This is a genomic window from Kitasatospora phosalacinea (genome assembly GCF_000717185.1).
In the GTDB taxonomy this organism is placed as follows: domain Bacteria; phylum Actinomycetota; class Actinomycetes; order Streptomycetales; family Streptomycetaceae; genus Kitasatospora; species Kitasatospora phosalacinea_A.
This window is the reverse complement of the sequence record NZ_JNYE01000036.1, coordinates 21,855-43,439: the sequence shown is the minus strand read 5'-3', so window position 1 is coordinate 43,439 and position 21,585 is coordinate 21,855. Positions and strand designations below refer to the sequence as shown.

The following is a 21,585-nucleotide window of genomic DNA, read 5'->3' as shown; positions in this document are numbered from 1 at the left end:
AGACTTGGAAACACTTCGAGGCGCGTCCCTGCTGGTCACCGGAGCCACCGGCTCCTTCGGCAAGGCCCTCCTGCGGCAGGTCCTCGACCACGGCGACCCCGCGCGGGTGGTCGTCTACTCGCGCGACGAGCTCAAGCAGTACGAGGCCCGCCGGCTGTTCGCCGACGACCCCCGGATCCACTGGGTCATCGGCGACGTCCGCGACCGCGACCGCCTGCGCACGGCGATGCGGGGCGTCGACCACGTCGTGCACGCCGCCGCGCTCAAGCAGGTCGACGCGGGCGAGTCCAATCCCGCCGAGTTCATCCGCACCAACATCACCGGCTCCCAGAACGTCGCCGACGCCGCGGCCGAGGCCGGCGTCGCCAAGGTCGTCGCGCTCTCCACGGACAAGGCCTGCCGCCCGGTCAACCTCTACGGCGGCACCAAGCTCGTCGCCGACAAGCTCTTCGTCGCCGCCAACGCCGAGACCGCCCCGCACGGCACCCGGTACGCCGTCGTGCGCTACGGCAACGTGCTCGGCAGCCGCGGCTCCGTCGTGCCCTTCTTCCGCGCCACCGCCCGGGCCGGCCGGAGCCTGCCGATCACCGACAAGCGGATGACCAGGTTCTGGATCGGCCTCGACCAGGCCGTCCGCTTCGTCCTCGACACCTTCGACCAGATGCAGGGCGGCGAACTGTACGTCCCCCGCATCCCCAGCATGCGGATCACCGACCTCGCCCAGGCCATCGCCCCCGACGGGGTGCAGCACGAGATCGGACTGCGCCCCGGCGAGAAGCTGCACGAGGAGATGATCCACCCCGACGACGCGCCGCAGGTCGTCCGGCTCGGTGACCGCTACATCGTCCAGCCCGCCCTGAGCGGCCTCGGCTACCGCCCGCCCGCCGGGGCCCTCCCCGTGCCCGACGGCTTCTCCTACTCCTCGGACCGCAACGACCTGTGGCTCGGCGTCGACGAACTGCGCGCCATGCTCGACCGGACGGAGGAACAGGCGTGACCGGCCCCCGCCCCGCCGACACCGCGGACCGCCCCGCGGACACCGCGGACCACCCCGCGGACACCGCGGACCACCCGGCTGACACCGCGGACCACCCGGCTGACACCGCGGACCGCCTCGCCCGCCGCCTCGCCGACTACACCGTCCTCGCCCACGACCCCGCCGTCCCGGCCGCCACCGCCGGCTACTGGGAGCTCAGCCGGGCCGCCTTCGCCGCCGTCGACGGCCGCACCCGCGCGCTGGCCGCGACCGAACCCGGCGCCCGGGCCGCCCACGCCGCCCTCGTCGCCGCACCGGCCGACCCGCAGCGCCACCGGGCGCTCGCCGAACGGCTCGCCCCGCTGCTCGACTCCTCCCCGGAACGCGCCGCACTCGCCGCGCTCACCGCCCGCACCGACGGCGAGATCTGGCTCGACCACCACCTCGGCGACCGCCACGCACCCGGCGCCGCCGCACCGGACACCGCCGCGCTGCGCGCCCTCGCCGCCGGGGCCCGCCACCGGCCGGCCCCGGCCCGGCCCGCCGACGGGCCGTCCGTCCACGTCGTCGTCCCGTTCCGGGACCGCACCCGCGGCGGCCGCACCCGCAACCTGCTCGCCTGCCTGCTCGCCCTGCACGACCAGGACTACCGGGACGGGCCGATCCGGGTCACCGTCGTGGAGACCGACGACCGGCCGTACGTGCGCGAGCTGGTCGAACCCCTCGCCGACCGGTACCTGTTCGCCGCCCACGAGGGCCGCTTCAACAAGTCCTGGACCGTCAACCTCGGCCTCGCCGCGGACCGCGACCACGACCGCTCCACCCTCACCTGCGTCCTCGACGCCGACATCCTCGCCGACCGCTCCTTCGTCCGCCGCAACGCCCGGCGCCTGACCGAGCTCGGCCACACCGCGCACGTCTGCTGCGACCGGTCGCTCTCCCTCGACGCCCCCGCCACCGCCACCGCCCTCACCCGGCGCTGCGTCCACGGCGAACCGGACGTCCCGCTCGACCGGCTGCGCGGCGTCCTGCTCCGCGAACCGCCCGGCGGCGCGCTCTGGGCCCGGAGCGGCGCACTGCACCGGATCGGCGGGTTCGACGAGCGCTTCGAGGGCTGGGGCGGCGAGGACGAGGACGTGGTGCGCCGCCTCGCCGAGGACGGCGAACTGCGCCGCTTCGACGACCCGCTGCTCCACCTCGACCACCCCCGGCCCGCCATGCGCACCGACCAGGACCTCCCGTTCAACGGGCACCTGCGCCCCGGCTCCTGGACCGGCGCCGACGACTACGGCGACCCCCACAAGTACGCGCCCCTCCGGTACGCCCCGCTCGCCTTCACCGGCACCCCGCGGCCGCCCGGCCCCCTGATGTGGGGCCAGCGGCTGCTGTGGAACGACTCCCGGTGGATGGGGGAGGAGGCGCACTACTTCAACCTGCACGTGACCGTGCCGGTCCCGCCCGGCCGCGACCTGCCCACCGCGCTCGCCTGCCTCGGACGCCTGGTGCACCGCCACGAGGCGCTCCGCACCCGGGTCGTGACCGCCCCCGACGGCACCCCGCGGCAGGAGGTCCCGGCCGCGGGCACGGTCGAGGTGCTGATCGCCCCCGCCGACCCGGGCACCGCCGACCAGGTCCTCGACCGGCACCGCGCCCGCCTGCTCGGACGCACCTTCGCACTCGACGAGGAGTGGCCGGTGCGGCCCTGCGTCGTCACCGTCGACGGCGCCCCCGCCCGGATCACCCTGGTGCTCTCGCACGTCCTCGCCGACGGCGGAGCCGCCGCCGTGCTCACCGGGGAACTGGCCGCCCTGCTCGCCGACGGCCCGCGGGCCGAACTGCCGGAGCCCGTCCCGCAACCGCTCGACCGGGCCGCGTACGAGACCTCGGCGGCCGGCCGGAAACTCTCCGAAGCGGGCCTCGCCCGGACCGCCGCACACCTGCGGGCCATGCCGCAGACCAACTTCCCCGGCCCGCTCCTGCCGCCGGACCGGTACCGCTTCCGCCGCATGGAGATGTGCTCCCCGGCCCTCACCGAAGCGCTCCGCCGGATCGCCGACCGGCACCGGACCGGCACCTCCGCCGTGCTGCTCGCCGCGGTCGCCGTCGCCCTGGCCACCGCCACCGGCAACCGGACCGTGGCCTTCAAGACCGTCCTCGGCAACCGCGTCTTCCCCGAGATCGCGCCGCTGGTCGGCAACGCGCTGAGCAACGCCGTCGTCCCGGCCGAGATCGGCGGCGGCACCTTCGGCGAACTGGTCCGGGCCGTCGTGCGCAGTTCGATGGGCAACCTGCTGCACAGCCAGTGCGACCCCGACGCCCGGGACGTGCTGACCGCCCGGACCGGCCTGGAGCGCGGCGTCCACCTGAACCTGTCGACCTTCTTCAACGACGTCCGGGCCGGTCTCGAACAGCCGGTCGTCCCCCGGCCCGAACTCGACCTCGCCGCGCTGTCCGAGCGGACCAGGACCGGCTGGATCGGAGCCTGGGAACGCCAGGACGCCACCTTCTTCTTCCACAGCCGCACCGTCGGCGACTGCCCGTCCGACACCACCGGGGCCTGCGACCACGTCTACGCGATGGTCGACACCGCGCACCTGGCCGGGGACCGGACCGACCCGCTGCTGCGCGCCGTCGAGCTGGTCGCCGTCCGCGCGGCCGAACGCGACCTCCCGCTGCCCGACCTCACCGCCGCCGTCCTGGCCACCGGCCTCACCCCGCCGGACCGCGGCCCCGAGTGGCTGCACCTCGACCACTGCGCGGTCCACCCGGCCGACGTCCGCGCCGCGGTCGCCGCCGCGCTCCCCGGCCGGCCGGCCGAGGTCTTCGTCGACGACACCCCCGACGGGCCCCGGCTCGTCGCCCACGTCGCCTGCCAGGACGCCACCGTCGGGCCCGGGGACGCCGGGCCCGGAGATGCCGTCGGGCCCGAGGACCTGCACCGGGCCGTGGTCGCCGCACTGCCGGGCTTCCCGGCCGCCGTCGCGCCGCACCACTACGTGCTGCACCCGGTGACGGGGGCCGCCGCGCCCGGCCGGAACCGGGAGGAGTGGGAGCGCCTGCCGGTCCGGGCGGAGGGCTCCGGCCGCCCGGTGCCCCGCTGACCGGCCCCCCGTCCCACTGCCCAGGCCCCACCCACCGAGGAGCAAGCGTGTCCACCGAATCCGGCACCCTGCCGTCCCGCGCGCCCGGCGTGCTCGCCCGCATCGGCGGCGCCCTGCGCGAACCGAGGTTCCGGGTGTGGTTCCTCGGCCAACTCACCTCCGCCTCCGGCTCCATGGCCCAGAGCGTCGCCCTGTCCTGGGTCGTCCTGGAGCGGACCGGCAACGCGCTGTGGCTCAGCGCGCTCACCGCCTGCTTCTGGGGCCCCACCCTGCTGCTCGGCCCCTGGGCGGGCGCCCTGGTGGACCGCTACGACCGCCGCAGGCTGCTCCTGATCACCCAGCCGCTGCTGATGGCCATCGCGGCGACGCTCAGCCTGCTCGCGGCGACGGACCGGCTGACGATCGCCCCGATCCTCGTCCTGTCCGCCCTGTCCGGTGCGACCACCACCGTCGACGCACCCGCCCGGCAGGTCTACGTCATCGACCTGGTCGGAGAGAAGGCGGTCGCCAGCGCGGTCGGGCTCTGGGAGGTCGCGCTGAACGCCGCCCGGGTGATCGGGCCCGGAGCGGCCGGCGCCCTGCTGGCGACCACCGGCCCCGCCGCCTGCTTCGCCGTCAACGGGCTGGCCTACTGCGCGCCGCTGCTGGTGCTGACCCGGCTCGCCCCGTCCACGGTGACCCCGCCGCGCGGGGCCAAGCGCGGCGGCGAGGTCCGCGAGGGCTTCGGCTACGTGTGGCGCACGCCGCTGCTGCGGACCCTGATGCCCATGGTGGCGTTCAGCGGCCTGATCTTCAGCATGGGCATCGCGCTGCCCCCGCTCGTGGAGCGGTCACTGCACCTGGGCGGCGGCGGCTACGGGGCGATGATGGCGGCCTTCGGCCTCGGCGGACTGCCCGGAGCGCTCCTGGCGGCCGGGGCCCCGGAGCCGAGCGCACAGCGGGTCCGGGTGCTCGCCCTGGGCACCGGCGCCTCGATCCTCTGCGTGGCGTGGGCCCCGGCCACCCCGGTGGCGTTCGTCGCCATGGCCGCCACCGGCCTGACCTCCATCTGGTTCATCGCCGCCGCCAACACCCTGGTCCAGCTGCGGTCCGACCCCGGACTGCGCGGCCGCGTGATGGCCCTGTGGGGCGTGGCGATGACCGGCACGGTGCCGTTCACCGGCCTGCTGGTCACCGCGCTGGCGCAGCACGTCGATGCGCGGGTGGCCTTCTCCCTCTCGGGCGCGGGCCTCGCCCTGGCCACCCTCGCCGGCTGGCGGGCGCTGCAGGACTGAGCCCGGACCACCGCAGGCCCCCGCGGGGCACGGCCCGGCACCCGCCCGCTGCGGCAGCCGGGCCGCGGGCGTCCCGCCACCCGCCGAACGGCCCGAACGGCCCGAACGGCCCACCGTCGGCCCGCCAGCAGGCCGACGGACCGTCAGGGAGGGCCGAGGCCGACCGAGTCCCACCGGCCCCCGGCTGCTCCGGGCGACGCCCGACGCTCCTGGATGATTGATGCGAAGGGTTGGTGGTCGTAGGCGGTCAGCGAGCGCATGACGGGTTGGCCGGTGTGGTGGTTGTGCCAGATCGCGGTGGTCAGGGCGAGGATGCGTTGCAGGACACGGGCCATTACACCGCCTGGGGTTCGGCCCTGGTGGGCCTTCGCCCTGATGGCTGGACACGCGGTCGGTTGTCACGCGCCGAGCAGCGCCGCCGCCTCCTGCCGCGCCTGGCGCAGCCACTGCGCGCGGGTGGCGTCCACCGAGTCCGTGACCGTGCGGAAGACGAGCCGCCGGACCTCCGCCACGCCCACGTAGGGCAGGACGCAGGCAGCCCAGATCCGCTGCAGCGGGTCGCCGAACTCGTCGTGCTCGCGGTCCTGCGGAGTGTCGGAGGTGTTCAGCACCAGCGCCCGGCCGGCCCGCAGCAAGCCGGTCGGCTCGCCGTCGGCGGTGCCCAGCTTGTACGCCACACCGGGCACCAGTACTCGCTGGACCCACCCGGCCAGCACGGCCGGCGGCATTCCCCACCAGTTCGGGTGGATCAGCACCAGCGCGTCGAGTGTGGCCACCTCCGCCCGGTGCAGCGCCAGTTGCGGATCGACGGACTCGCCGACCGCAGTCACCGTCTCCGTCTCCTCGGCGGTCAGCACCGGTGCGAACCCCTCCGCGTACAGGTCGTGCCCGGCCACCTCGCACCCGCGCCCGCGCAGCTCGTCCACCACCGCCTCGTACAGCGCGTGGTTGAAGCTCCCCGTCCGAGGATGCGCCAGATAGACCCCGACCCGCTGTACGCCGCCCATGTCTTTTTTTCCCCCTTGGCCGTTGCCGCACGGGAGATCTTATGCCCGCACGGGAATCAGCCCAGGCGCCGGCGCTCGCCCATGGCGGCGGAGTCCTTGATCGCGTCCAGCAGGCGGTGGGTGCGGACCGCAGTGGCGAAGGAGGGGTCGAAGGGCTCGCCGGTGCGTATGGCGCGGGCGAGGTCGGCGTAGACGCGGTGGACGTTGCTCACCGGGACGGGGGCGGTGGCGAGAACCGGGACGTAGCGCGACGGGAGTACGAGCGTCTCGGCGGGGGCGCCGTTCGCCTTGGCGAGGGTGAGGACGAACTCCGGACCCACCAGCGAGTCGTCGGTGGAGTGCAGCACGAGCCGGCCGGCCCGGCCGTGCACCTCGATGCGGAAGCCGTCGCCGCGCGGGCCGCCCGTCATGAAGTGGACCGACGAGGCGGCGCCGGACTCCAGCAGGCCCGACACCACGATCTGGTCCGGCGAGGTGACCGCGAGCGGCTCGCCGGTCTCCTGGAGGGTGATGGTGCTGGTCCGGGTGGTCAGGGTCGCGGAGAGCTCGGCGAAGCCGCCCACGATCGAGCCGTACATGTCGAGCGAGTGGCCGCCGACGACCGCGACGTGGTTGACGCCCTTGGTGGCGTCGAAGAGCGCCGCGTACCGCTGCGACCAGACCTCGGGCGAGGCGATCGAGTAGCTGAGCGAGCTGGAGAGGACCTCGCCGACCGCGCCCTCGGTGACCAGGTCGCGCAGGTAGCGGACCATCGGGTGGTGCCGGGATTGCAGGCCGATCGCGGCCCGGACCCCGGCCGCCTCCGCACCGGCCCGGAACCGCTCGGCGGTCCCCGCGTCCAGGGCCAGCGGCCACTCGCTGTACACGTGCTTGCCGGCCGTGATCGCCGCGTCCACCAGGCCGTCCCGCTGGGGCAGTTGGACGGCGATGGTGACCAGGTCGACCTCGGGGTGCTCCATCAGCTTCTGGGCGTCGGCGAAGGCGTGCCGGGCACCCCAGACGCCGGCTGCCGCGTCGGCCGACTGCTGGCTCGTACCGGCGACCGCGACGATCTCGTAGTCGTCCCTGGAGGCCGCGAGGGCGGGCAGGTGGACCGCACGTCCCCAGCCGCGTTCGGCGTGAGCCCCGACAACCCCGACCCGAATCCTGCCCGCCATGATGGAACCCCTCGCTCCGCGTTCGTACTACCCGTCTTGTTGCCGGGATCATGGTCTGCGATCATGCACCGAAAGTGGAAGGAGGCACTTTCGTGTCCCAGGGGAACACCGGTGTGACCGTCGAGGTCAGCGCCCCGAAGGAGTGCGAAACTCCTGCCACCCAGGCCGCCTGCTCGGTGCTCGACGTCCTCGGCAGGGTCAGCGGGAAGTGGAGCATCGCCATCCTGCTGGTGACCACTCAGGGTCCGGCCCGTTTCACCGAGTTGGAGCGCCAGGTCAGGGGCATCAGCCGCCGGATGCTGACGCTCACCCTGCGCAACCTGGAGCGCGACGGCCTGCTGACCCGGACCGTCTACCCGACGGTGCCGCCGAAGGTCGAGTACACGGCGACGCCGATCGCGCGCGAGCTGTACGACTCCCTGGTCGAACTGGCCGGCTGGGCCGAGCGGCATGTCGAGGCGATCGACCGGGCCCGCCTCGACTACGACGTCGCACTCGCCGCCGCGGGGAGCGACGCCGAATAGGGTTCCTTTCGCATCGCGGCGACCGCCCGGCCGAGTTCTGGCGTGACCGCCGCCGGACCGAGTCCTGCTCGACGGACGGCCGGCTCGACTACCCCGACGCCATCCCCATCGTGGTCGCCTCCCCCGACAAGCTCATCCAGCTCGGGCCGACGGGCCAGGTGCGGTGGCGGTGTGGCCTCGACGGCCTGCACCCCCTCACCGGCGCCCTCGACAACCCGCAGGACCGTGCCGCCTATGAGCGGCGGCGGGCCGAGCGCCGGGCCGAGGAGGAACGCGAGCACCGGGAGGCGATGGAGCGCTGGCGTGCGTGGACTGCGGCGCCGTCCCGGGCCAGGAGGAGGTGCGGGTCCACGAGAGCGGCGCCTACTGGACATGCCACCGCCCCGCCGCCACACCAACCCCAGCCCCGACCTGACGCGGCACTAGGCGGACAGCCCCACTGCCCGGTCGGCGTCCGGGGAGAGCATCTCCCAGGCGAAGCCCGCGATGCCCGCCTGCAGCCGCGACTCCACGTCGAGCTTGGACAGGATCTGCGCGACATGTGCCTTGGCGGTGCGCTCCGTGATGAGCAGCGTGGCCGCGATGGTCCGGTTGGACGCCCCCTTCGCGAGCAGGCGGAAGACGTCGAGCTCGCGCTCGGAGAGCAGGGGCACCCTGGCCAGGACCGCGTCCCAGGCGTGGTCGCAGGCCGGAGCGGGCCCGGCCGCAGCGGGGCACGAGCTCCGGCCGGGCGGACTGAGGGTGTCGGTGATGCTCATCGGGCTCCTCGATCAGGGATGGAATTCGATCTACTGGGCGGCGCGCCGCCGCCGGGCCACGACACGGGTCGGGGTCTCGGCGACGGGGGCGGTGCGGGAGAGTTGGTCGATCTACATCTCGATGCTGAGCTCGGCTGTCGTACTGCTGTCGTACTGCGCCGGACCTCCGCGGTGGCCGCGGTCCGGGCCCGGGCACGCCGGACGGCCACTGGACCGCGGGCACGGCGGGTGTGGTGGGTGTGGGGTCGGCTGCTTGCGGGGCGCGCCCTTCGGGGAGGACCGCGGCTCACCCCCGGGGCGGTGGCGGCCCGGTCGGGTCGGCGCGCGGCGAGTCGGGGGCGGGTCCGCTCACCTACCTCTGCAGCGCCCGGGAATCGCCGCGGGCGGTCCCGGCGGAAGGCGGTCGGGGCGTCGGTCGGGGCGTCGGTCGGGCCGTCGGAGTGCGCTGTCGGCGGCACGTCCCCGGACCGGGTCGGCCCCCGGCTCGGCGTGCCGCCGGGAGGGGGGCGCCCCGCCCTCGTGAGAACGCCGGGCGGTGCGCGATATCGATCTCGGCGCCCCGCGCAATGCGAGGGGCCGGCACCGGGCGGCCTGCTCCGGAAACCCCGGGAGAGCACGGGAGGAACCCGGCCGTATTTCTCCCCCGGCGTCCCGCGGGGCGAAGGTGCGCCGCCCCGCGGGGGAAGGGTCGTGCCGGGGCTCCGGGTGCATTCTCCGGGGCCCGGCGGGATCAGGGGGCGATCGGCGCGGATCGCATGCCGCCCCGGCCCCGGCCACGTGCTCCCGGCGGGGCCGGAGCGGTTCCGGACGGCCCGTCGGCTCCCGCCCCTGCACGGAATGTGCTCGCTGAAGATCCGTTAATAAAAACGGCGCAGTGCCTTCGTTCACGAAAACTCCCTGGAATTCCCGGCGGCAGGGCGGCCAACAGACGGGAATGGAGCACAATCAGGCAATCCGCACGTCACGTCCCGGCAGCCGCTTGTATTGACGGTACTCGATCAGTCACCGATCGACAACAACGGATCCGCCATATGGGATTCCTGTTTCGCGAAAGGTCCAAAGAGTCCTCAGATGTCCGGCTTGTCGCGATGTTAATCGCATGCGAATTGTTGACGGGGGTCAGCTCACCCCGGCGAGCCTCAGCAGGGCCGTGACCCCGGCGGCGGCGAGGACGACGACCAGGAAGGGCGCCTTGCGCCAGGCGAGCAGGCCGCCCACCAGGACGCCGAGCGGGCGGGCGGCGCCGGCCAGGGCGTGGCCCTCGGTGAGCGCCGCGGTGGCCGTCAGTGCGGCCAGCAGGACCACGGTGGAGGCCTCCAGCAGCTTCTCCACCCGCTGCGGGAAGCTGACCCTGGCGCGCAGGGCCGGGCCGGAGAGCCGGAGGAGGAAGGTCCCCCCCGCGAGCGCCAGCATCGCGACGAGGGTCGGCACCGCGTTCCTCACCGGACGGCTCCTTCGGTCGGGGCCGCGGCCGGGGTGAAGAGCGGAAGGGCCGCCAGTGCGACCAGGACGGGGAGCCCCGGGGGGAGGAAGAAGGTGGCGACCAGCGCCAGGGCGACTCCGGCCAGGGCGGTGCGCCGGAGCTTGGCGTCCTTCATGGCGGGCACGATCAGCGCCATGATCACCGCGGGGAACATGGCGTCCAGGCCCAGCGCGTCGGTGTCGCGGACGACGCTGCCCAGCAGCGCCCCCAGCGAGGCGCCGGCCGGCCAGCAGGCCAGGATGCCCAGGCCGCAGGCCCAGTACGCGGCCCGCTTGCGCGGGAGGCCGTCCTGGGCGATGGCGAAGACCACCGTCTCGTCGTTCATCAGGTGGGTCCCGAGCAGTCCGCGCCAGCCGCGGCCGAGCACGTCGGGGACCGCCAGGCCGAACGGCAGGTGGCGGGCGTTGACCAGCAGCGCGGCCAGCAGGGCGGCGATCGGACTGCCGCCGGCGGCGACGATCCCGACGAACAGGAACTCCGAGGAGGCGGCGAGGACGAGGGACCCCATCAGCACCGGGAACCACCAGGGGAACCCCGAGGTGACCGCGATCGCCCCGTACGACACCCCGATGACTCCGACCGCCAGGCACACCAGCGCGATGTCGCGCCACAGGCCGCGGTCCAGTGTTCTCGCTAACGAACGCATGGCGTTTATAATGAACAGCATCGTGATGTTCGTCAAGGCGAACAAGTGACCATTGGAGCGAACACCGTGCCCGATCCCGACCCCTCGCTCAAGCCGCCGCTCGAATCGATCGCCGTGGCGCTCCGGGCGGAGCGCCTCCGCGCCGGGCTCTCCCTCACCGAGGTCGCCCGCCGGGCCGGAATCGCCAAGTCCACGCTCTCCCAACTGGAGTCCGGGGCCGGGAACCCGAGCCTGGAGACGCTGTGGGCGCTCTGCGTGGTCCTGGAGATACCGTTCTCCAAGCTGCTGGCCGTGCCCAGGGCGCAGGTCCAGGTGATCCGCGCGGGGGAGGGGCCCGCCGTCTTCTCCGCCGAGACCGACTACCGGGCCACCCTGCTGGCCGCCTCCCCGCCCGGGGCCCGGCGGGACGTCTACGGCATCGCCGCCGAGCCCGGCGCCCGGCGCTCCTCGGCCCCGCACCTGCCCGGGGTCGTGGAGCACGTGGTGCTCAGCGCGGGCCGGGCGCTCGTCGGCACCGCCGACGAGCCGGTGGAGCTGCACCCGGGCGACTACACCGCCTACCCGGCCGACGTCCCGCACGTCTTCCAGGCCCTGGAGCCCGGCACCCGCGCGGTCCTGGTGTCCGAGCACCACTGACCCGGCCGCCTCAGTGCCCCATGCCCAGGCCCCCGTCCACCGGGAGGACGGCCCCGGTGATGTACGCGGCGTCGTCGGAGGCGAGGAACCGCACCGTGGCGGCGACCTCCTCCGGCTGCGCGCTGCGGGCCAGCGGCACCCGGCCCAGCAGGGCGGCGCGCTGCTTCTCCCCGAGCGCCTTCGTCATGTCGGTCTCGACGAAGCCCGGGGCCACCAGGTTGCAGGTGATGCCGCGCGACCCGAGCTCACGGGCCAGCGAGCGGGCGAACCCGACCAGGCCCGCCTTCGAGGCCGCGTAGTTGGCCTGCCCGGCCGCGCCGAGCAGGCCGACCACGGACGACACCAGCACGATCCGGCCCCGCCTGGCCTGCAGCATGCCCCCGGCGACCTGCTTGACGACCCGGAACACCCCCGTCAGGTTGGTGTCCAGGACCGCGGCGAAGTCCTCCTCGGGCATCCGCAGGAGCAGCTGGTCCCGGGTGATGCCGGCGTTGGCCACCAGGACCTCGACCGGGCCGTGCGCCCGCTCCGCCTCCTGGTGGGCCCGCTCCACCTGCCCGGCGTCGGTGACGTCGCACCGGACGGCGAGGCAGCCGAGCCGGGTCGCCTCCTCGGGCGGCTCGCCCGAGCGGTAGGTCAGCGCGACTCTGTCTCCGGCCTGCGCGAAGGCGCGGGCGACGGCGAGGCCGATGCCCCGGTTGCCTCCGGTGACGAGGACCGAACGGCTCATCAGCTCACTCCACCTCTCCTCAGGGGTTCCCGGCGGGCCGTCAGGCGATCTTGTGGACCCAGCCGAACGGGTCGGGCCGCTCCCCGGACTGGATGCCCGACAGCTCCTCGCGCAGCCGCGAGGTGACCGGGCCGGGCCGGTCGCCCCCGACCGTCCAGTCGCCGTCCTTGCTCCGCACCCGGCCGACCGACGTGATCATGGACGAGGTGCCGCAGGAGAACACCTCGGTGAGGCGGCCCGACTCGGCGTCGGCCCGCCAGTCCGCCGCGCTGATCCGCCCCTCCTCGGCGGTGTACCCGAGCTCGGCCGCCAGGGCGAGCACGGAGTCCCGGGTGACGCCCGGCAGCAGGGTGCCGGACAGCTCCGGGGTGACCAGCCGCGAGCCGTAGACGAAGAACAGGTTGCTGGTGCCCAGCTCGTCCACCCAGCGGCGCTCCGCCGCGTCCAGCCAGACCACCTGGTCGCAGCCCTGCTGCTGGGCCTGCGCCTGGGCCACCAGCGTGCCCGCGTAGTTCCCGCCGCACTTGGCCGCGCCGGTGCCGCCGGGCGCCGCGCGGGTGTAGTCCTCCGACAGCCACACCGTCAGCGGCTTGGCCCCGGCCTTGAAGTAGGCCCCCGCGGGGCAGGCGATCACCATGAACCGGTACGCGTCGGAGGGGCCGTAGAAGCCGAGCGAGCGCTGGGTGGCGATCATGAAGGGCCGCAGGTACAGGCTGTGCCCCGGCTGCTCCGGGACCCAGGCCCGGTCGGTGGAGACCAGGAGCTCCAGCGCCTCGACGAAGGTCTCCTCGGGCAGCGGCGGCATCGCCATCCGCTCGCAGGAGCGGTTGAACCGCGCGGCGTTGGCGAACGGCCGGAAGGTCACCACCGAGCCGTCCGCGCGCCGGTACGCCTTGAGGCCCTCGAAGATCTCCTGGCCGTAGTGGAAGACCTGGGTCGCCGGGTCGAGCAGGAGCGGCCCGTACGGGGCGAGCTGCGCCTCGTGCCAGCCGTTCTGCCGGTCCCACTTGATGCTGATCATGTGGTCGCTGAACACCTCGCCGAACGCGGGTGCCGCGAGCAGCTGCTCCCGCTCCGGGGCCGGGAGCCGGTCGGCCGGCTGGACGCTGAAGGTGATGGTCATCGAGACGCTCCGGGGCTGTGGTGGACGCTTGGTCACAGGGGCGGGTTGGCGTGCTTGCGGGACGGCTGTTCGGCGCGCTTGGTCCGTAGCATCCGGAACGCGTCGACGAGCACCGCCCGCGTCCCGGCGGGGTCGATCACGTCGTCGACGAGGCCGCGCTCGGCCGCGTAGTAGGGGTGCATCAGTTCCGCCCGGTACTCCTTCACCATGCGCACCCGGGTGGCCTCGGGGTCGTCGGCCTCGGCGATCTGCCGGCGGAAGATGACGTTGGCGGCGCCCTCGGCGCCCATCACCGCGATCTCGTTGGTCGGCCAGGCGTAGGAGAGGTCGGTGCCGATCGAGCGGGAGTCCATCACGATGTACGCCCCGCCGTAGGCCTTGCGGAGGATCAGCTGGACCCGCGGCACCGTCGCCTCGCAGTAGGCGTACAGCAGCTTCGCGCCGCGCCGGATGACGCCGCCGTGCTCCTGGTCCACCCCCGGCAGGAACCCGGGGACGTCCACCAGGGTCAGCAGCGGGACGTTGAAGGCGTCGCACATCCGCACGAAGCGGGCGGCCTTCTCGCTGGCGCGGATGTTGAGGACCCCGGCCACGACGAGCGGCTGGTTGGCGACGATGCCGACCACCTGGCCGCCCAGCCGGGCCAGGCAGCACAGGACGTTGCCGGCCCACCGCTCGTGGACCTCCAGGAACTCGCCGTGGTCGACCAGCTCACCGATCACCTCGCGCATGTCGTACGGGAGCCTGCCGTCCGCCGGGACCAGGCCGAGCAGGGCCTCGCTGCGCCGCCCGGGCGGGTCGGTCTCCGGTGCGGCGGGCGGGAGTTCGGTGTTGTTCGCGGGCAGCAGCGAGAGCAGGTAGCGGACCTCGCCGAGGCAGGTCCGCTCGTCGTCGTAGACGAAGTGGGCCACTCCGGAGAGCTCCGCGTGCACGTCGGCGCCGCCGAGGCCCTCCTGGGTGACGTCCTCGCCGGTGACCGCCTTGACCACGTCCGGGCCCGTGACGAACATCTGCGAGGTGCCCCGGACCATGAACACGAAGTCGGTCAGGGCGGGCGAGTAGGCGGCGCCCCCCGCGCACGGGCCGAGGATCACCGAGATCTGCGGGATGACGCCCGAGGCCCGCACGTTGCGCCGGAAGATCCCGCCGTAGCCCGCCAGCGCCGAGACGCCCTCCTGGATCCGGGCGCCCGCACCGTCGTTCAGGGAGACGAGCGGCGCGCCCGCGGCCAGGGCCATGTCCATGATCTTGTGGATCTTCTGCGCGTGGGCCTCGCCGAGCGCGCCGCCGAAGATCCGGAAGTCGTGCGCGTAGACGAAGACCGTGCGGCCCTCGACGGTGCCCCACCCGGTGATCACACCGTCCGTGTGCGGCTTGCGCTCCTCGATCCCGAAGCCGACGGCCCGGTGCCGGCGCAACTGCTCGACCTCGTTGAACGAGCCGGCGTCCAGGAGCAGTTCGATCCGCTCGCGGGCCGTCAGCTTGCCCTTGGCCCGCTGGGCCGCGGTGGCCCGCTCACCGGGCCCGCGGCGGGCCAGCTCCTTGATCGCGTGCAGTTCGGCCACACGCCCCCGGCTGTCGGTGCGCACCGGCTCCTCGTCGACGGGCTGCTGCGGGACGGGCATGTCCTATCGCTCTCCTTCCGGGGCCGGTACGGCTATCGCGGTGACGACCAGGTCGTTCCCGACCTCCCAGCGGCCGGCCAGCGCACCGGGGAGTCCCGGTCCGGCCGCGCCGGTGTCCGGGACGAGGGCCCGGAAGGTCCCCGCCACCGGATCGATGACGACCTCGGCCTCCTGGAAGCCCAGGAACCTCCCGGCGACCGGGTACCAGGTCTTGTAGACGCTCTCCTTCGCGCTGAAGAGCAGCCGGTCCCAGTGCACGCCGGGCCGGGCCGCGAGCAGCTCGCGCACCCGCGACCGCTCCTCCGGCCGGGCCACGAACTCCAGCACGTCCTCGGGCAGCGGGCGGTGGGGTTCCGCGTCGATGCCGAGCGAGAGGACGTCCGTGCTCCGGGCGACCGCGGCGGCGGTGTAGCCGCGGCAGTGCGTGATGCTGCCGACCACGGAGTCCGGCCACCGGGGAGCCCCCCGGTCGCCGGCCGGGACGGCGGCGGCCGGGACCCCGAGCCGGCGCAGCGCCCGGTGGGCGCAGTACCGGCCGTTGGCGAACTCCTGGCGGCGCTTGGGCGCGGCGCCGCGCACCGCGGCCGCCTCGGCCCGGTGCAGGGCGGCGTGCGGCCGGTCGCCGAAGGAGTCCCAGCAGGCGACCCGCCCGGGGAGCAGGTGCCGGATCACGGCGCCTCCCGGGGGCCGTCCGGGAGGAGCACGGCGCGGCAGCGCTGGCGGTGCGTGCCCAGGCCCGCCACCTCGGCCTCGACGAGGTCGCCGGGGCGCAGGTAGGGCTGGTCGGGGCGGCCGAGGGCGACCCCGCCCGGAGTCCCGGTGAGGACCACGTCGCCCGGCTGGAGGACCATGAACTGGCTGAGGTACCAGACCAGGTGGGCCACGTCGAAGACCATGTCGGCGGTCCGGCCGTCCTGCACGAGGCGGCCGTTGACCCGGCAGGTGAGCCGCAGGTCCTGCGGGTCGCCCGCCTCGTCGGGGGTCACCAGGCAGGGACCGAGCGGGCTGAAGGACTCGAAGGACTTGCCCTTGACCCACTGGCCGCCGCGTTCGAGCAGCCAACTGCGTTCGGAGACGTCGTTGCCGGTGCTGAAGCCCGCGACGTGGTCCAGGGCGGACGACCGGTCGGGCAGGTACTGGGCGCGCCGTCCGATCACGACCGCGAGTTCGACCTCCCAGTCGGTCTTCTCCCCGCCCGGGGGCAGCAGGAGGTCGTCGTAGGGCCCGACCAGCGTCGTGGGCGCCTTGCTGGAGACGATCGGCTCGTCCGGCAGCGCCAGCCCGGCCTCGGCGGCGTGCGCACGGTAGTTGAGGCCGATCGACAGCAGGTGGCCGCCCGGGCGGACGGGCGGGCCGACCCGCTCGGCGGCCGGGTCGGCCACCGGCAGCGCCCCGCCCTCCCGGGCCAGCCTGGCGGCCAGGTCGCGCAGCGCGTCCGGGTCCAGGGCCTCGCCGGTCCAGTCCGCGACCCAGGAGGACAGGTCGCGGACGACTCCGCCGGGGCCGACGGCGCACGGCCGTTCCGCGCCCCGGGCTCCGATCCGTAGCAGGCGCATGTCAGCGGGCCGGCCCGGCCTCTTCGAGGTACTTCTCGAAGAAGCCCGTCTCGGCGTCGGTGAGCCGCCGGGGGCGGCCCCGCCCGTAGTCGAAGGGCGCCATGACGGTCGAAGCGGTCGCGTACACGGTGTCGCCGTCCTTGACCTCGTAGTCGATGGTCACCGTCGCCGACTGGAGCCCCGAGACCCACATCTCGATCTCGACCGGCGCGTGCCGGTGGACGAGCTGCCGCCGGTAGCGGATCTCGTGCTGCACGACCACCGAGCCGTCCCGGAAGAAGGCGTCGCCCTCGGTCGGCGCCATCCGGAAGATGAAGTCGACCCGGGCCTCCTCCAGGTAGCGGAGGAAGGACACGTTGTTGACGACCCCGTAGATGTCCATGTCCGCCCAGCGGATCGGGCAGGCGTAGCTGTGCCGTGCCATCTCTCTCAACTCCCGGTGGGGGTCTGGTCGCCGGCCGGGCCGAAGGCCCCGGTCCGCCGCTGGAACGCGTCGACGTAGTCGTCCGCCGCGATCGGGGCGCGCAGCAGCTCCGGGGAGAGCCGGAACCCGCCGATCAGCGTCTCGGCGTGCGGCCGGACGAGCGCGCACAGGCCGTCGACCGCCTCGGGCAGCCGCTCGACCTGCTCGGCCGTCAGCACGCCCCGCGCCAGGTACCAGCCGGCGTCCCGCTGCACCTCGGTGAGCCCGTAGAGCGAGGCCAGCAGTCCGAGCGCCTCGCGGACCCGCGCGTCCTGCGCCTCGTCCACCGCCCGGGTGAAGCACTCCAGCGCGGTGCGGACCCCGCGCAGCCGGGCCATGGCCAGCCCGGTGTTCATGGTGCCGTTCCACGCTTCGAGGTAGGTCCGCTCGCGGGAGTCGTCCGCCATGGCCTCCCGGGCGGCGCGGAGCAGCTCCTGCTCCCGGTGGCGCAGGGCGCCCAGGAGGAAGGCGGGGTCCCGCAGGTCCTTCCCGCGCGGGTCGGGGGCCGCGTCCGGCGGCTGCTCCGCGCCCTGGGCGATGATCTGGCCGGCCGTCGTGGCGAGCAGCACCTGGTTGTCGCCCTCCGCGGTGACCAGGCCCTGGAGCAGCGAGCCGTAGTCGGCGATCCGGTTGGCGCTGAAGATGCCCTGGGCGCCGCAGCGTTCCCGGCTGGTGGCGATGACCTCGGTCATCTCCCAGGTGGACAGGGCCTTGGTGATCGAGATCAGGTGGTTGAGCTCGGCCGGGACGGCGTCCCGCTGCTCCACGTACGCCCGCTTGGCGTGGTTGAGCAGCAGGGTCATCGCGTAGACCTTGGCGAGCGCCGTGAACAGGGCGAGCTGGTGGCTGCGGTACTCGACGACCGGCAGGTCGTTGCGGCCGGGGGCGTTGGTGAGCCGCTGCGCCGCGTAGCGCAGCGCGATGTACACGCTCGCCCGGCCGGCGCCGACCGCCGCGCTGGAGACGCACAGCCGCCCGGGCAGGATCCGGCTCATCGCCCGCAGGAACCGCTTGCGCTGGTTGCCGGAGGACGGCCGGAACGTGCCGTCCTCCGCGAAGCCGCCCATGTCCCCGTGGAGCAGCTGGCGCCGGGGGACGCGGACGTGGTCGAACCAGGTGACGCCGTTGTCCAGCCCCTGCACCGGCTTCTCCGGGCAGGCGGCCGCGTGCACGCCCTCGCACAGCCCGTTGCCGTCGCTGATCCGCACCAGGAACGGGAACACCCCGTGGTCCTTGCCGTCCGCCTTCAGCCGCGCCATGACGACGGCGAGCTTCGGGACGTCCTGGAAGCCGCTGTAGGACATGAACTTCTGGGCGAGCGCGTCGGGGGTGTTCAGGACGAACGTCCGGCTTGCGGCGTCGTAGACGGCCTCCGTCCGCAGGGCGGCCACGTTGTTGCCGTAGCCGAGCTCGGTGGCCATGTAGGGCCCGAAGGAGTCCAGCCGGTCCAGCTCGTCGACGAGGTCCTTGAGGTCGGGCCGGTCCCCGTGCTCGACCACCGTGCCGAAGCACAGGTTGTAGTGGACCATCAGCAGCGAGAACGTGGAGACGTCCAGCAGCGAGGGCCACTCGGCCAGCGCGAACAGCCGCCACGGGTCGCGCAGGACCTCCAGCGGCCGCTCCAGCCCGCCGTGCACGAAGCGCGAGCGCCGGTAGGCGAGCTGTCCGGCCTCGGTCATGGTCAGCCCTTCGCGGGCGTCGAACACGGGGTCGAGCAGCAGCTCGCGGATGTCCTGGTGCACCTGCTCGTACCTGCCGTCGAAGAGCAGCCTGGACAGTTCGGCGGTCGCGGCACTGGTCATCTCGGGTTCCCTTCCAGCGGTTCGGGTCGTGCGGTCTTCCAACCGCTCGTGCGTGCGCCTCGCGCGTGCTCGTGCTCGTGCGCGTGCTCGTGCTCGTGTGCGTGCTCGGGCGCGTGTGCGTGCGCGTCAGGAGGCGATCAACAGGGCGGCGTTCTGGCCGCCGAAGCCGAACGAGTTGCTCAGGGCGACGTCCACCCGGCCGGGCCGCGCCCGCCCGTGCACGACGTCGACGTCCACCCTCGGGTCGAGCTCGGTGAGGTTCGCCGTCGGGGGGACCACGCCGTGGTGGACGGCGAGCGCCGCGTAGGCGGCCTCGATCGAGCCGGCCGCGCCGAGCGGGTGCCCGGTGACCCCTTTGGTCGAGCTGACCTGCGCGTCCGCCCCGATCACCCGGCGGATCACCCCGGCCTCGATGACGTCGTTGAGCGGGGTGGACGTGCCGTGCGCGTTGACGTACCGCACGTCCGGGCCGGTCAGGCCGGCGTCGGCGAGCGCCGCCCGGACGGCCAGCTCGGCCCCCTTGCCCCCGGGGTGGGGGGAGGTCACGTGGTGGGCGTCCGCCGAGGCGCCGTAGCCGACCACCCGGGCCAGCGCCCGGGCGCCCCGGGCCCGGGCGTGCTCCTCGGACTCCAGCACGAGGATCCCGGCCCCCTCGCCGAGCACGAACCCGTCCCGGGAGGCGTCGAACGGGCGCGACGCCGTCGCCGGGTCCTCGCTCCGCCGGGACAGGGCGCGCATCCGGGCGAAGGCGGAGAGGTACAGCGGGGTGATCGGGGCCTCGGCGCCCCCGGCGACCACGACGTCGGCCAGGCCCGACCGGATCAGCTCCCGGCCGAGGCCGATCGCGCTGGCCCCGGCGGCGCACGCGGTGCACGGGGCGAGGCAGGGGCCGTTGGCCCCGATGTCGATCGCCAGCTGCCCCGCCGCCATGTTGAGCAGCCCCATCGGCAGGGTCATCGAGGAGACCTCGGACGGGCCCTCCTCGATCAGCACCCGGTGCTGCTCCTCCAGCGTCGCGGTGCCGCCGGCACCCGAACCGACGATGACGGCCACCCGCGCGCTGTCCGCCCAGTCGCCGGAGCCCAGGCCGGCCTGGGCGAGCGCCTCGCGCCCGGCCACCAGGGCGAACTGGGAGTAGCGGTCCCACTGCTGGGCCCCGCGCAGCCCGAGCTCCCGGGGCGAGAAGCCGGGCACCCGGCACGCCATCGACACCGGCAGTCCGGCCAGGTCGGCGTGGTGCGCCGCGGTCGGCCTGCCCTCGACCACGCGGTCCCAGTTCTCCTTGACGCCGATCCCGGCGGGGGTGACCAGGCCGATCCCGGTGACGGCGACGGCGAACCCGGTCATCGGGCCGCGACGCCCTTCTGCTCCAGCAGGGCGACGATGTCCGCGACGACGGAGACCTCGGCCAGCTCGTCGTCGGTGATCACGACGCCGAGGCGCTTCTTCAGCGCCGTGGCGAGCTCGATCTGGGAGAGCGAGTCGAGGTCGAGGTCGTCGAAGGTGGAGTCCGGGAGGACCGCTTCGCGGTCGAGGTCGAACCGGGACACGAAGACGTCGACGACGGTGTCGTACAGCGAGCTCATGGCTACTCCTGGGAAGTGGTTGACGGAACGGCGTTTGCGGAACGGCGGTTGACGGTACGGCGCTTGACGGAACGGCGGTCGGCGGCCGGTCAGTTGACGGCGACGGCCGTGATGTCCGGCCAGACCAGGACCGTGGAGCCCCACGAGAGGCCGGCCCCGAACGCGGAGAGCAGCACCCGGTCGCCGGGCCGGAGGTCGCCGCGGGCGGCGATGTCGTTCAGCAGCAGCGGGACCGAGGCCGACAGGGTGTTCCCCACCCGGTCGATGTTGACGGCGACCCGCTCCTCCGGGAGTTCGAGTTCCTCCGCCACCGCCCGCACGATCCGGACGTTGGCCTGGTGGCCGACGAACCAGTCGACGTCGGCCACCGACCAGTCGGCGTGCTTCAGCACCGCCTGCGCCGACTGCGTCATGTGCTCGACGGCCTGCTGGTAGAGCGGACGGCCCTCCATCCGCAGGTACCAGTCCTCGGTCGGCACGGCACCGTGGCCGAGGCCCCCGTCGGCGGAGCGCTGGCGCGAACCCCCGGCCGGGACGGCCAGCAGGTCGGCCAGGGAGCCGTCGCTGCCGAGGTCGAAGGGGCCGAGCGCGCCGGGCTCGTCCGGCTCGCCCCGGCGCAGGACCACGGCGCCCGCGCCGTCGCCGAAGATCGGCGCGGTGCTGCGGTCCTGCGGGTTCACCAGCGTCGTGAAGGCCTCCGCGCCGATGAACAGGACGGTGTCGGCCGCGCCGGAGGCGATCAGCCCGGCGGAGGCGGCCAGCCCGTACAGGAAGCCGCTGCAGGCCGAGGTCAGGTCGAAGGCGGCCACCTGGCCCAGGCCGAGCCGGGAGGCGACCTCCGGCGCCACCGCCGGGCAGAGCCGCTCGGGGGAGGTGGTCGCCACGACCACCGCGTCCACCGCGTCCACCCCGGCGGACCGCAGGGCCCTGGCGCCGGCCTGCACGGCCAGGTCCCCGGTCGAGGTGCCGCCGGAGACGACCCTCCGCTCGCTGATCCCGGTCCGGGTCCTGATCCACTCGTCGGAGGTGTCCAGCGTCGCGGACAGGTCCTCGTTGGTCACCACCCTGGGGGGAAGGAATCCCCCGATCCCCGCGAGTACCGCCGCCATTGAAATCCCCTCTCCTGGTGGCCGCCATT

At 74.1% G+C, this 21,585-nt stretch carries 20 protein-coding genes and 1 pseudogene; 5 read left to right on the top strand and 16 right to left on the bottom strand.

Annotated elements, in window-relative coordinates:
• The first annotated feature begins 4 nt into the window (after window positions 1-4).
• Genes pseB through OO57_RS17285 form a run of 3 tightly spaced genes read left to right on the top strand, consistent with a single transcriptional unit; the run spans window position 5 to window position 5,351 of the window.
• Window positions 5-997 carry a UDP-N-acetylglucosamine 4,6-dehydratase (inverting) gene (gene pseB / locus OO57_RS17295; protein ID WP_033253393.1) on the top strand — a complete coding sequence of 331 codons (993 nt, stop codon included), beginning with the start codon at window positions 5-7 and terminating at the stop codon, window positions 995-997.
• Window positions 994-4,077, top strand: coding sequence for a condensation domain-containing protein (locus OO57_RS39535; protein ID WP_051777818.1), 3,084 nt, complete (start codon window positions 994-996; stop codon window positions 4,075-4,077). The genes pseB and OO57_RS39535 overlap by 4 nt, the downstream gene beginning before the upstream one ends.
• A gap of 47 nt (window positions 4,078-4,124) precedes the next feature.
• Complete coding sequence (locus OO57_RS17285) at window positions 4,125-5,351, top strand: MFS transporter (protein WP_033253392.1); 1,227 nt, start codon at window positions 4,125-4,127, stop codon at window positions 5,349-5,351.
• 233 nt (window positions 5,352-5,584) lie between these two features.
• Here OO57_RS17285 and OO57_RS42630 read toward each other — a convergent pair.
• The 3 genes and pseudogenes from OO57_RS42630 to OO57_RS17270 all read right to left on the bottom strand — a co-directional run.
• A pseudogene (locus OO57_RS42630) lies at window positions 5,585-5,713 on the bottom strand (IS982 family transposase); the annotation flags it as partial.
• 36 nt (window positions 5,714-5,749) lie between these two features.
• A complete protein-coding gene (locus OO57_RS17275) occupies window positions 5,750-6,358 on the bottom strand; it encodes an NAD(P)H-dependent oxidoreductase (protein WP_033253390.1) in 609 nt (202 codons plus the stop codon).
• Window positions 6,359-6,414: 56 nt separating this feature from the next.
• Window positions 6,415-7,515, bottom strand: coding sequence for a Gfo/Idh/MocA family protein (locus tag OO57_RS17270; RefSeq protein WP_033253389.1), 1,101 nt, complete (start codon window positions 7,513-7,515; stop codon window positions 6,415-6,417).
• Between the two features lie 92 nt (window positions 7,516-7,607).
• Between OO57_RS17270 and OO57_RS17265 the strand changes: the two genes are divergently transcribed.
• Window positions 7,608-8,039: a winged helix-turn-helix transcriptional regulator gene (locus tag OO57_RS17265; protein ID WP_033253388.1), complete on the top strand. Its 432-nt coding sequence runs from the start codon at window positions 7,608-7,610 to the stop codon at window positions 8,037-8,039.
• A gap of 422 nt (window positions 8,040-8,461) precedes the next feature.
• On the opposite strand, the gene OO57_RS38525 is transcribed toward OO57_RS17265, so the two are convergent.
• From OO57_RS38525 to OO57_RS17250, 3 genes are all read right to left on the bottom strand, one after another.
• Window positions 8,462-8,797 (bottom strand): helix-turn-helix domain-containing protein, encoded by a 336-nt coding sequence (locus OO57_RS38525; RefSeq protein ID WP_051777816.1) that lies wholly within the window; start codon window positions 8,795-8,797, stop codon window positions 8,462-8,464.
• Between the two features lie 1,119 nt (window positions 8,798-9,916).
• Window positions 9,917-10,210, bottom strand: a complete 294-nt coding sequence (locus tag OO57_RS17255; RefSeq protein WP_033253439.1) for an AzlD domain-containing protein — start codon at window positions 10,208-10,210, stop codon at window positions 9,917-9,919.
• A 26-nt stretch (window positions 10,211-10,236) separates the two neighbouring features.
• Window positions 10,237-10,971, bottom strand: a complete 735-nt coding sequence (locus tag OO57_RS17250; protein WP_324606786.1) for an AzlC family ABC transporter permease — start codon at window positions 10,969-10,971, stop codon at window positions 10,237-10,239.
• Window positions 10,972-10,992: 21 nt separating this feature from the next.
• Here OO57_RS17250 and OO57_RS17245 point away from each other — a divergent pair, with 21 nt between their 5' ends.
• Window positions 10,993-11,562: a helix-turn-helix domain-containing protein gene (locus tag OO57_RS17245; protein ID WP_033253386.1), complete on the top strand. Its 570-nt coding sequence runs from the start codon at window positions 10,993-10,995 to the stop codon at window positions 11,560-11,562.
• A 10-nt stretch (window positions 11,563-11,572) separates the two neighbouring features.
• Here OO57_RS17245 and fabG read toward each other — a convergent pair whose 3' ends face one another.
• The 10 genes from fabG to OO57_RS17195 all read right to left on the bottom strand — a co-directional run bounded on the left by fabG (window position 11,573) and on the right by OO57_RS17195 (window position 21,556).
• Window positions 11,573-12,292 (bottom strand): 3-oxoacyl-[acyl-carrier-protein] reductase, encoded by a 720-nt coding sequence (gene fabG / locus OO57_RS17240; RefSeq protein ID WP_033253385.1) that lies wholly within the window; start codon window positions 12,290-12,292, stop codon window positions 11,573-11,575.
• 40 nt (window positions 12,293-12,332) lie between these two features.
• The gene (locus OO57_RS17235; RefSeq protein WP_033253384.1) at window positions 12,333-13,415 is read right to left on the bottom strand and encodes a branched-chain amino acid aminotransferase; all 1,083 of its coding nucleotides are present in this window, start codon (window positions 13,413-13,415) and stop codon (window positions 12,333-12,335) included.
• 32 nt (window positions 13,416-13,447) lie between these two features.
• Window positions 13,448-15,040, bottom strand: a complete 1,593-nt coding sequence (locus OO57_RS17230; protein ID WP_033253383.1) for an acyl-CoA carboxylase subunit beta — start codon at window positions 15,038-15,040, stop codon at window positions 13,448-13,450.
• A gap of 3 nt (window positions 15,041-15,043) precedes the next feature.
• Window positions 15,044-15,712: a 4'-phosphopantetheinyl transferase family protein gene (locus OO57_RS17225; RefSeq protein WP_033253382.1), complete on the bottom strand. Its 669-nt coding sequence runs from the start codon at window positions 15,710-15,712 to the stop codon at window positions 15,044-15,046.
• Window positions 15,709-16,596, bottom strand: coding sequence for a fumarylacetoacetate hydrolase family protein (locus OO57_RS17220; protein WP_051777814.1), 888 nt, complete (start codon window positions 16,594-16,596; stop codon window positions 15,709-15,711). The genes OO57_RS17225 and OO57_RS17220 overlap by 4 nt, the downstream gene beginning before the upstream one ends.
• A gap of 1 nt (window position 16,597) precedes the next feature.
• Window positions 16,598-17,020: an acyl-CoA thioesterase gene (locus OO57_RS17215; RefSeq protein ID WP_033253381.1), complete on the bottom strand. Its 423-nt coding sequence runs from the start codon at window positions 17,018-17,020 to the stop codon at window positions 16,598-16,600.
• A gap of 5 nt (window positions 17,021-17,025) precedes the next feature.
• The gene (locus OO57_RS17210; protein ID WP_051777811.1) at window positions 17,026-18,861 is read right to left on the bottom strand and encodes an acyl-CoA dehydrogenase; all 1,836 of its coding nucleotides are present in this window, start codon (window positions 18,859-18,861) and stop codon (window positions 17,026-17,028) included.
• A 126-nt stretch (window positions 18,862-18,987) separates the two neighbouring features.
• Entirely contained in the window at window positions 18,988-20,208 is a 1,221-nt protein-coding gene (locus OO57_RS17205; protein ID WP_033253380.1) for a beta-ketoacyl-[acyl-carrier-protein] synthase family protein, read from the bottom strand.
• Window positions 20,205-20,447: an acyl carrier protein gene (locus OO57_RS17200; RefSeq protein ID WP_033253379.1), complete on the bottom strand. Its 243-nt coding sequence runs from the start codon at window positions 20,445-20,447 to the stop codon at window positions 20,205-20,207. Before OO57_RS17200 ends, OO57_RS17205 begins: the two co-directional genes overlap by 4 nt.
• Window positions 20,448-20,536: 89 nt before the next feature.
• Window positions 20,537-21,556 carry a beta-ketoacyl-ACP synthase III gene (locus OO57_RS17195; protein WP_033253378.1) on the bottom strand — a complete coding sequence of 340 codons (1,020 nt, stop codon included), beginning with the start codon at window positions 21,554-21,556 and terminating at the stop codon, window positions 20,537-20,539.
• Between the last annotated feature and the right edge of the window lie 29 nt (window positions 21,557-21,585).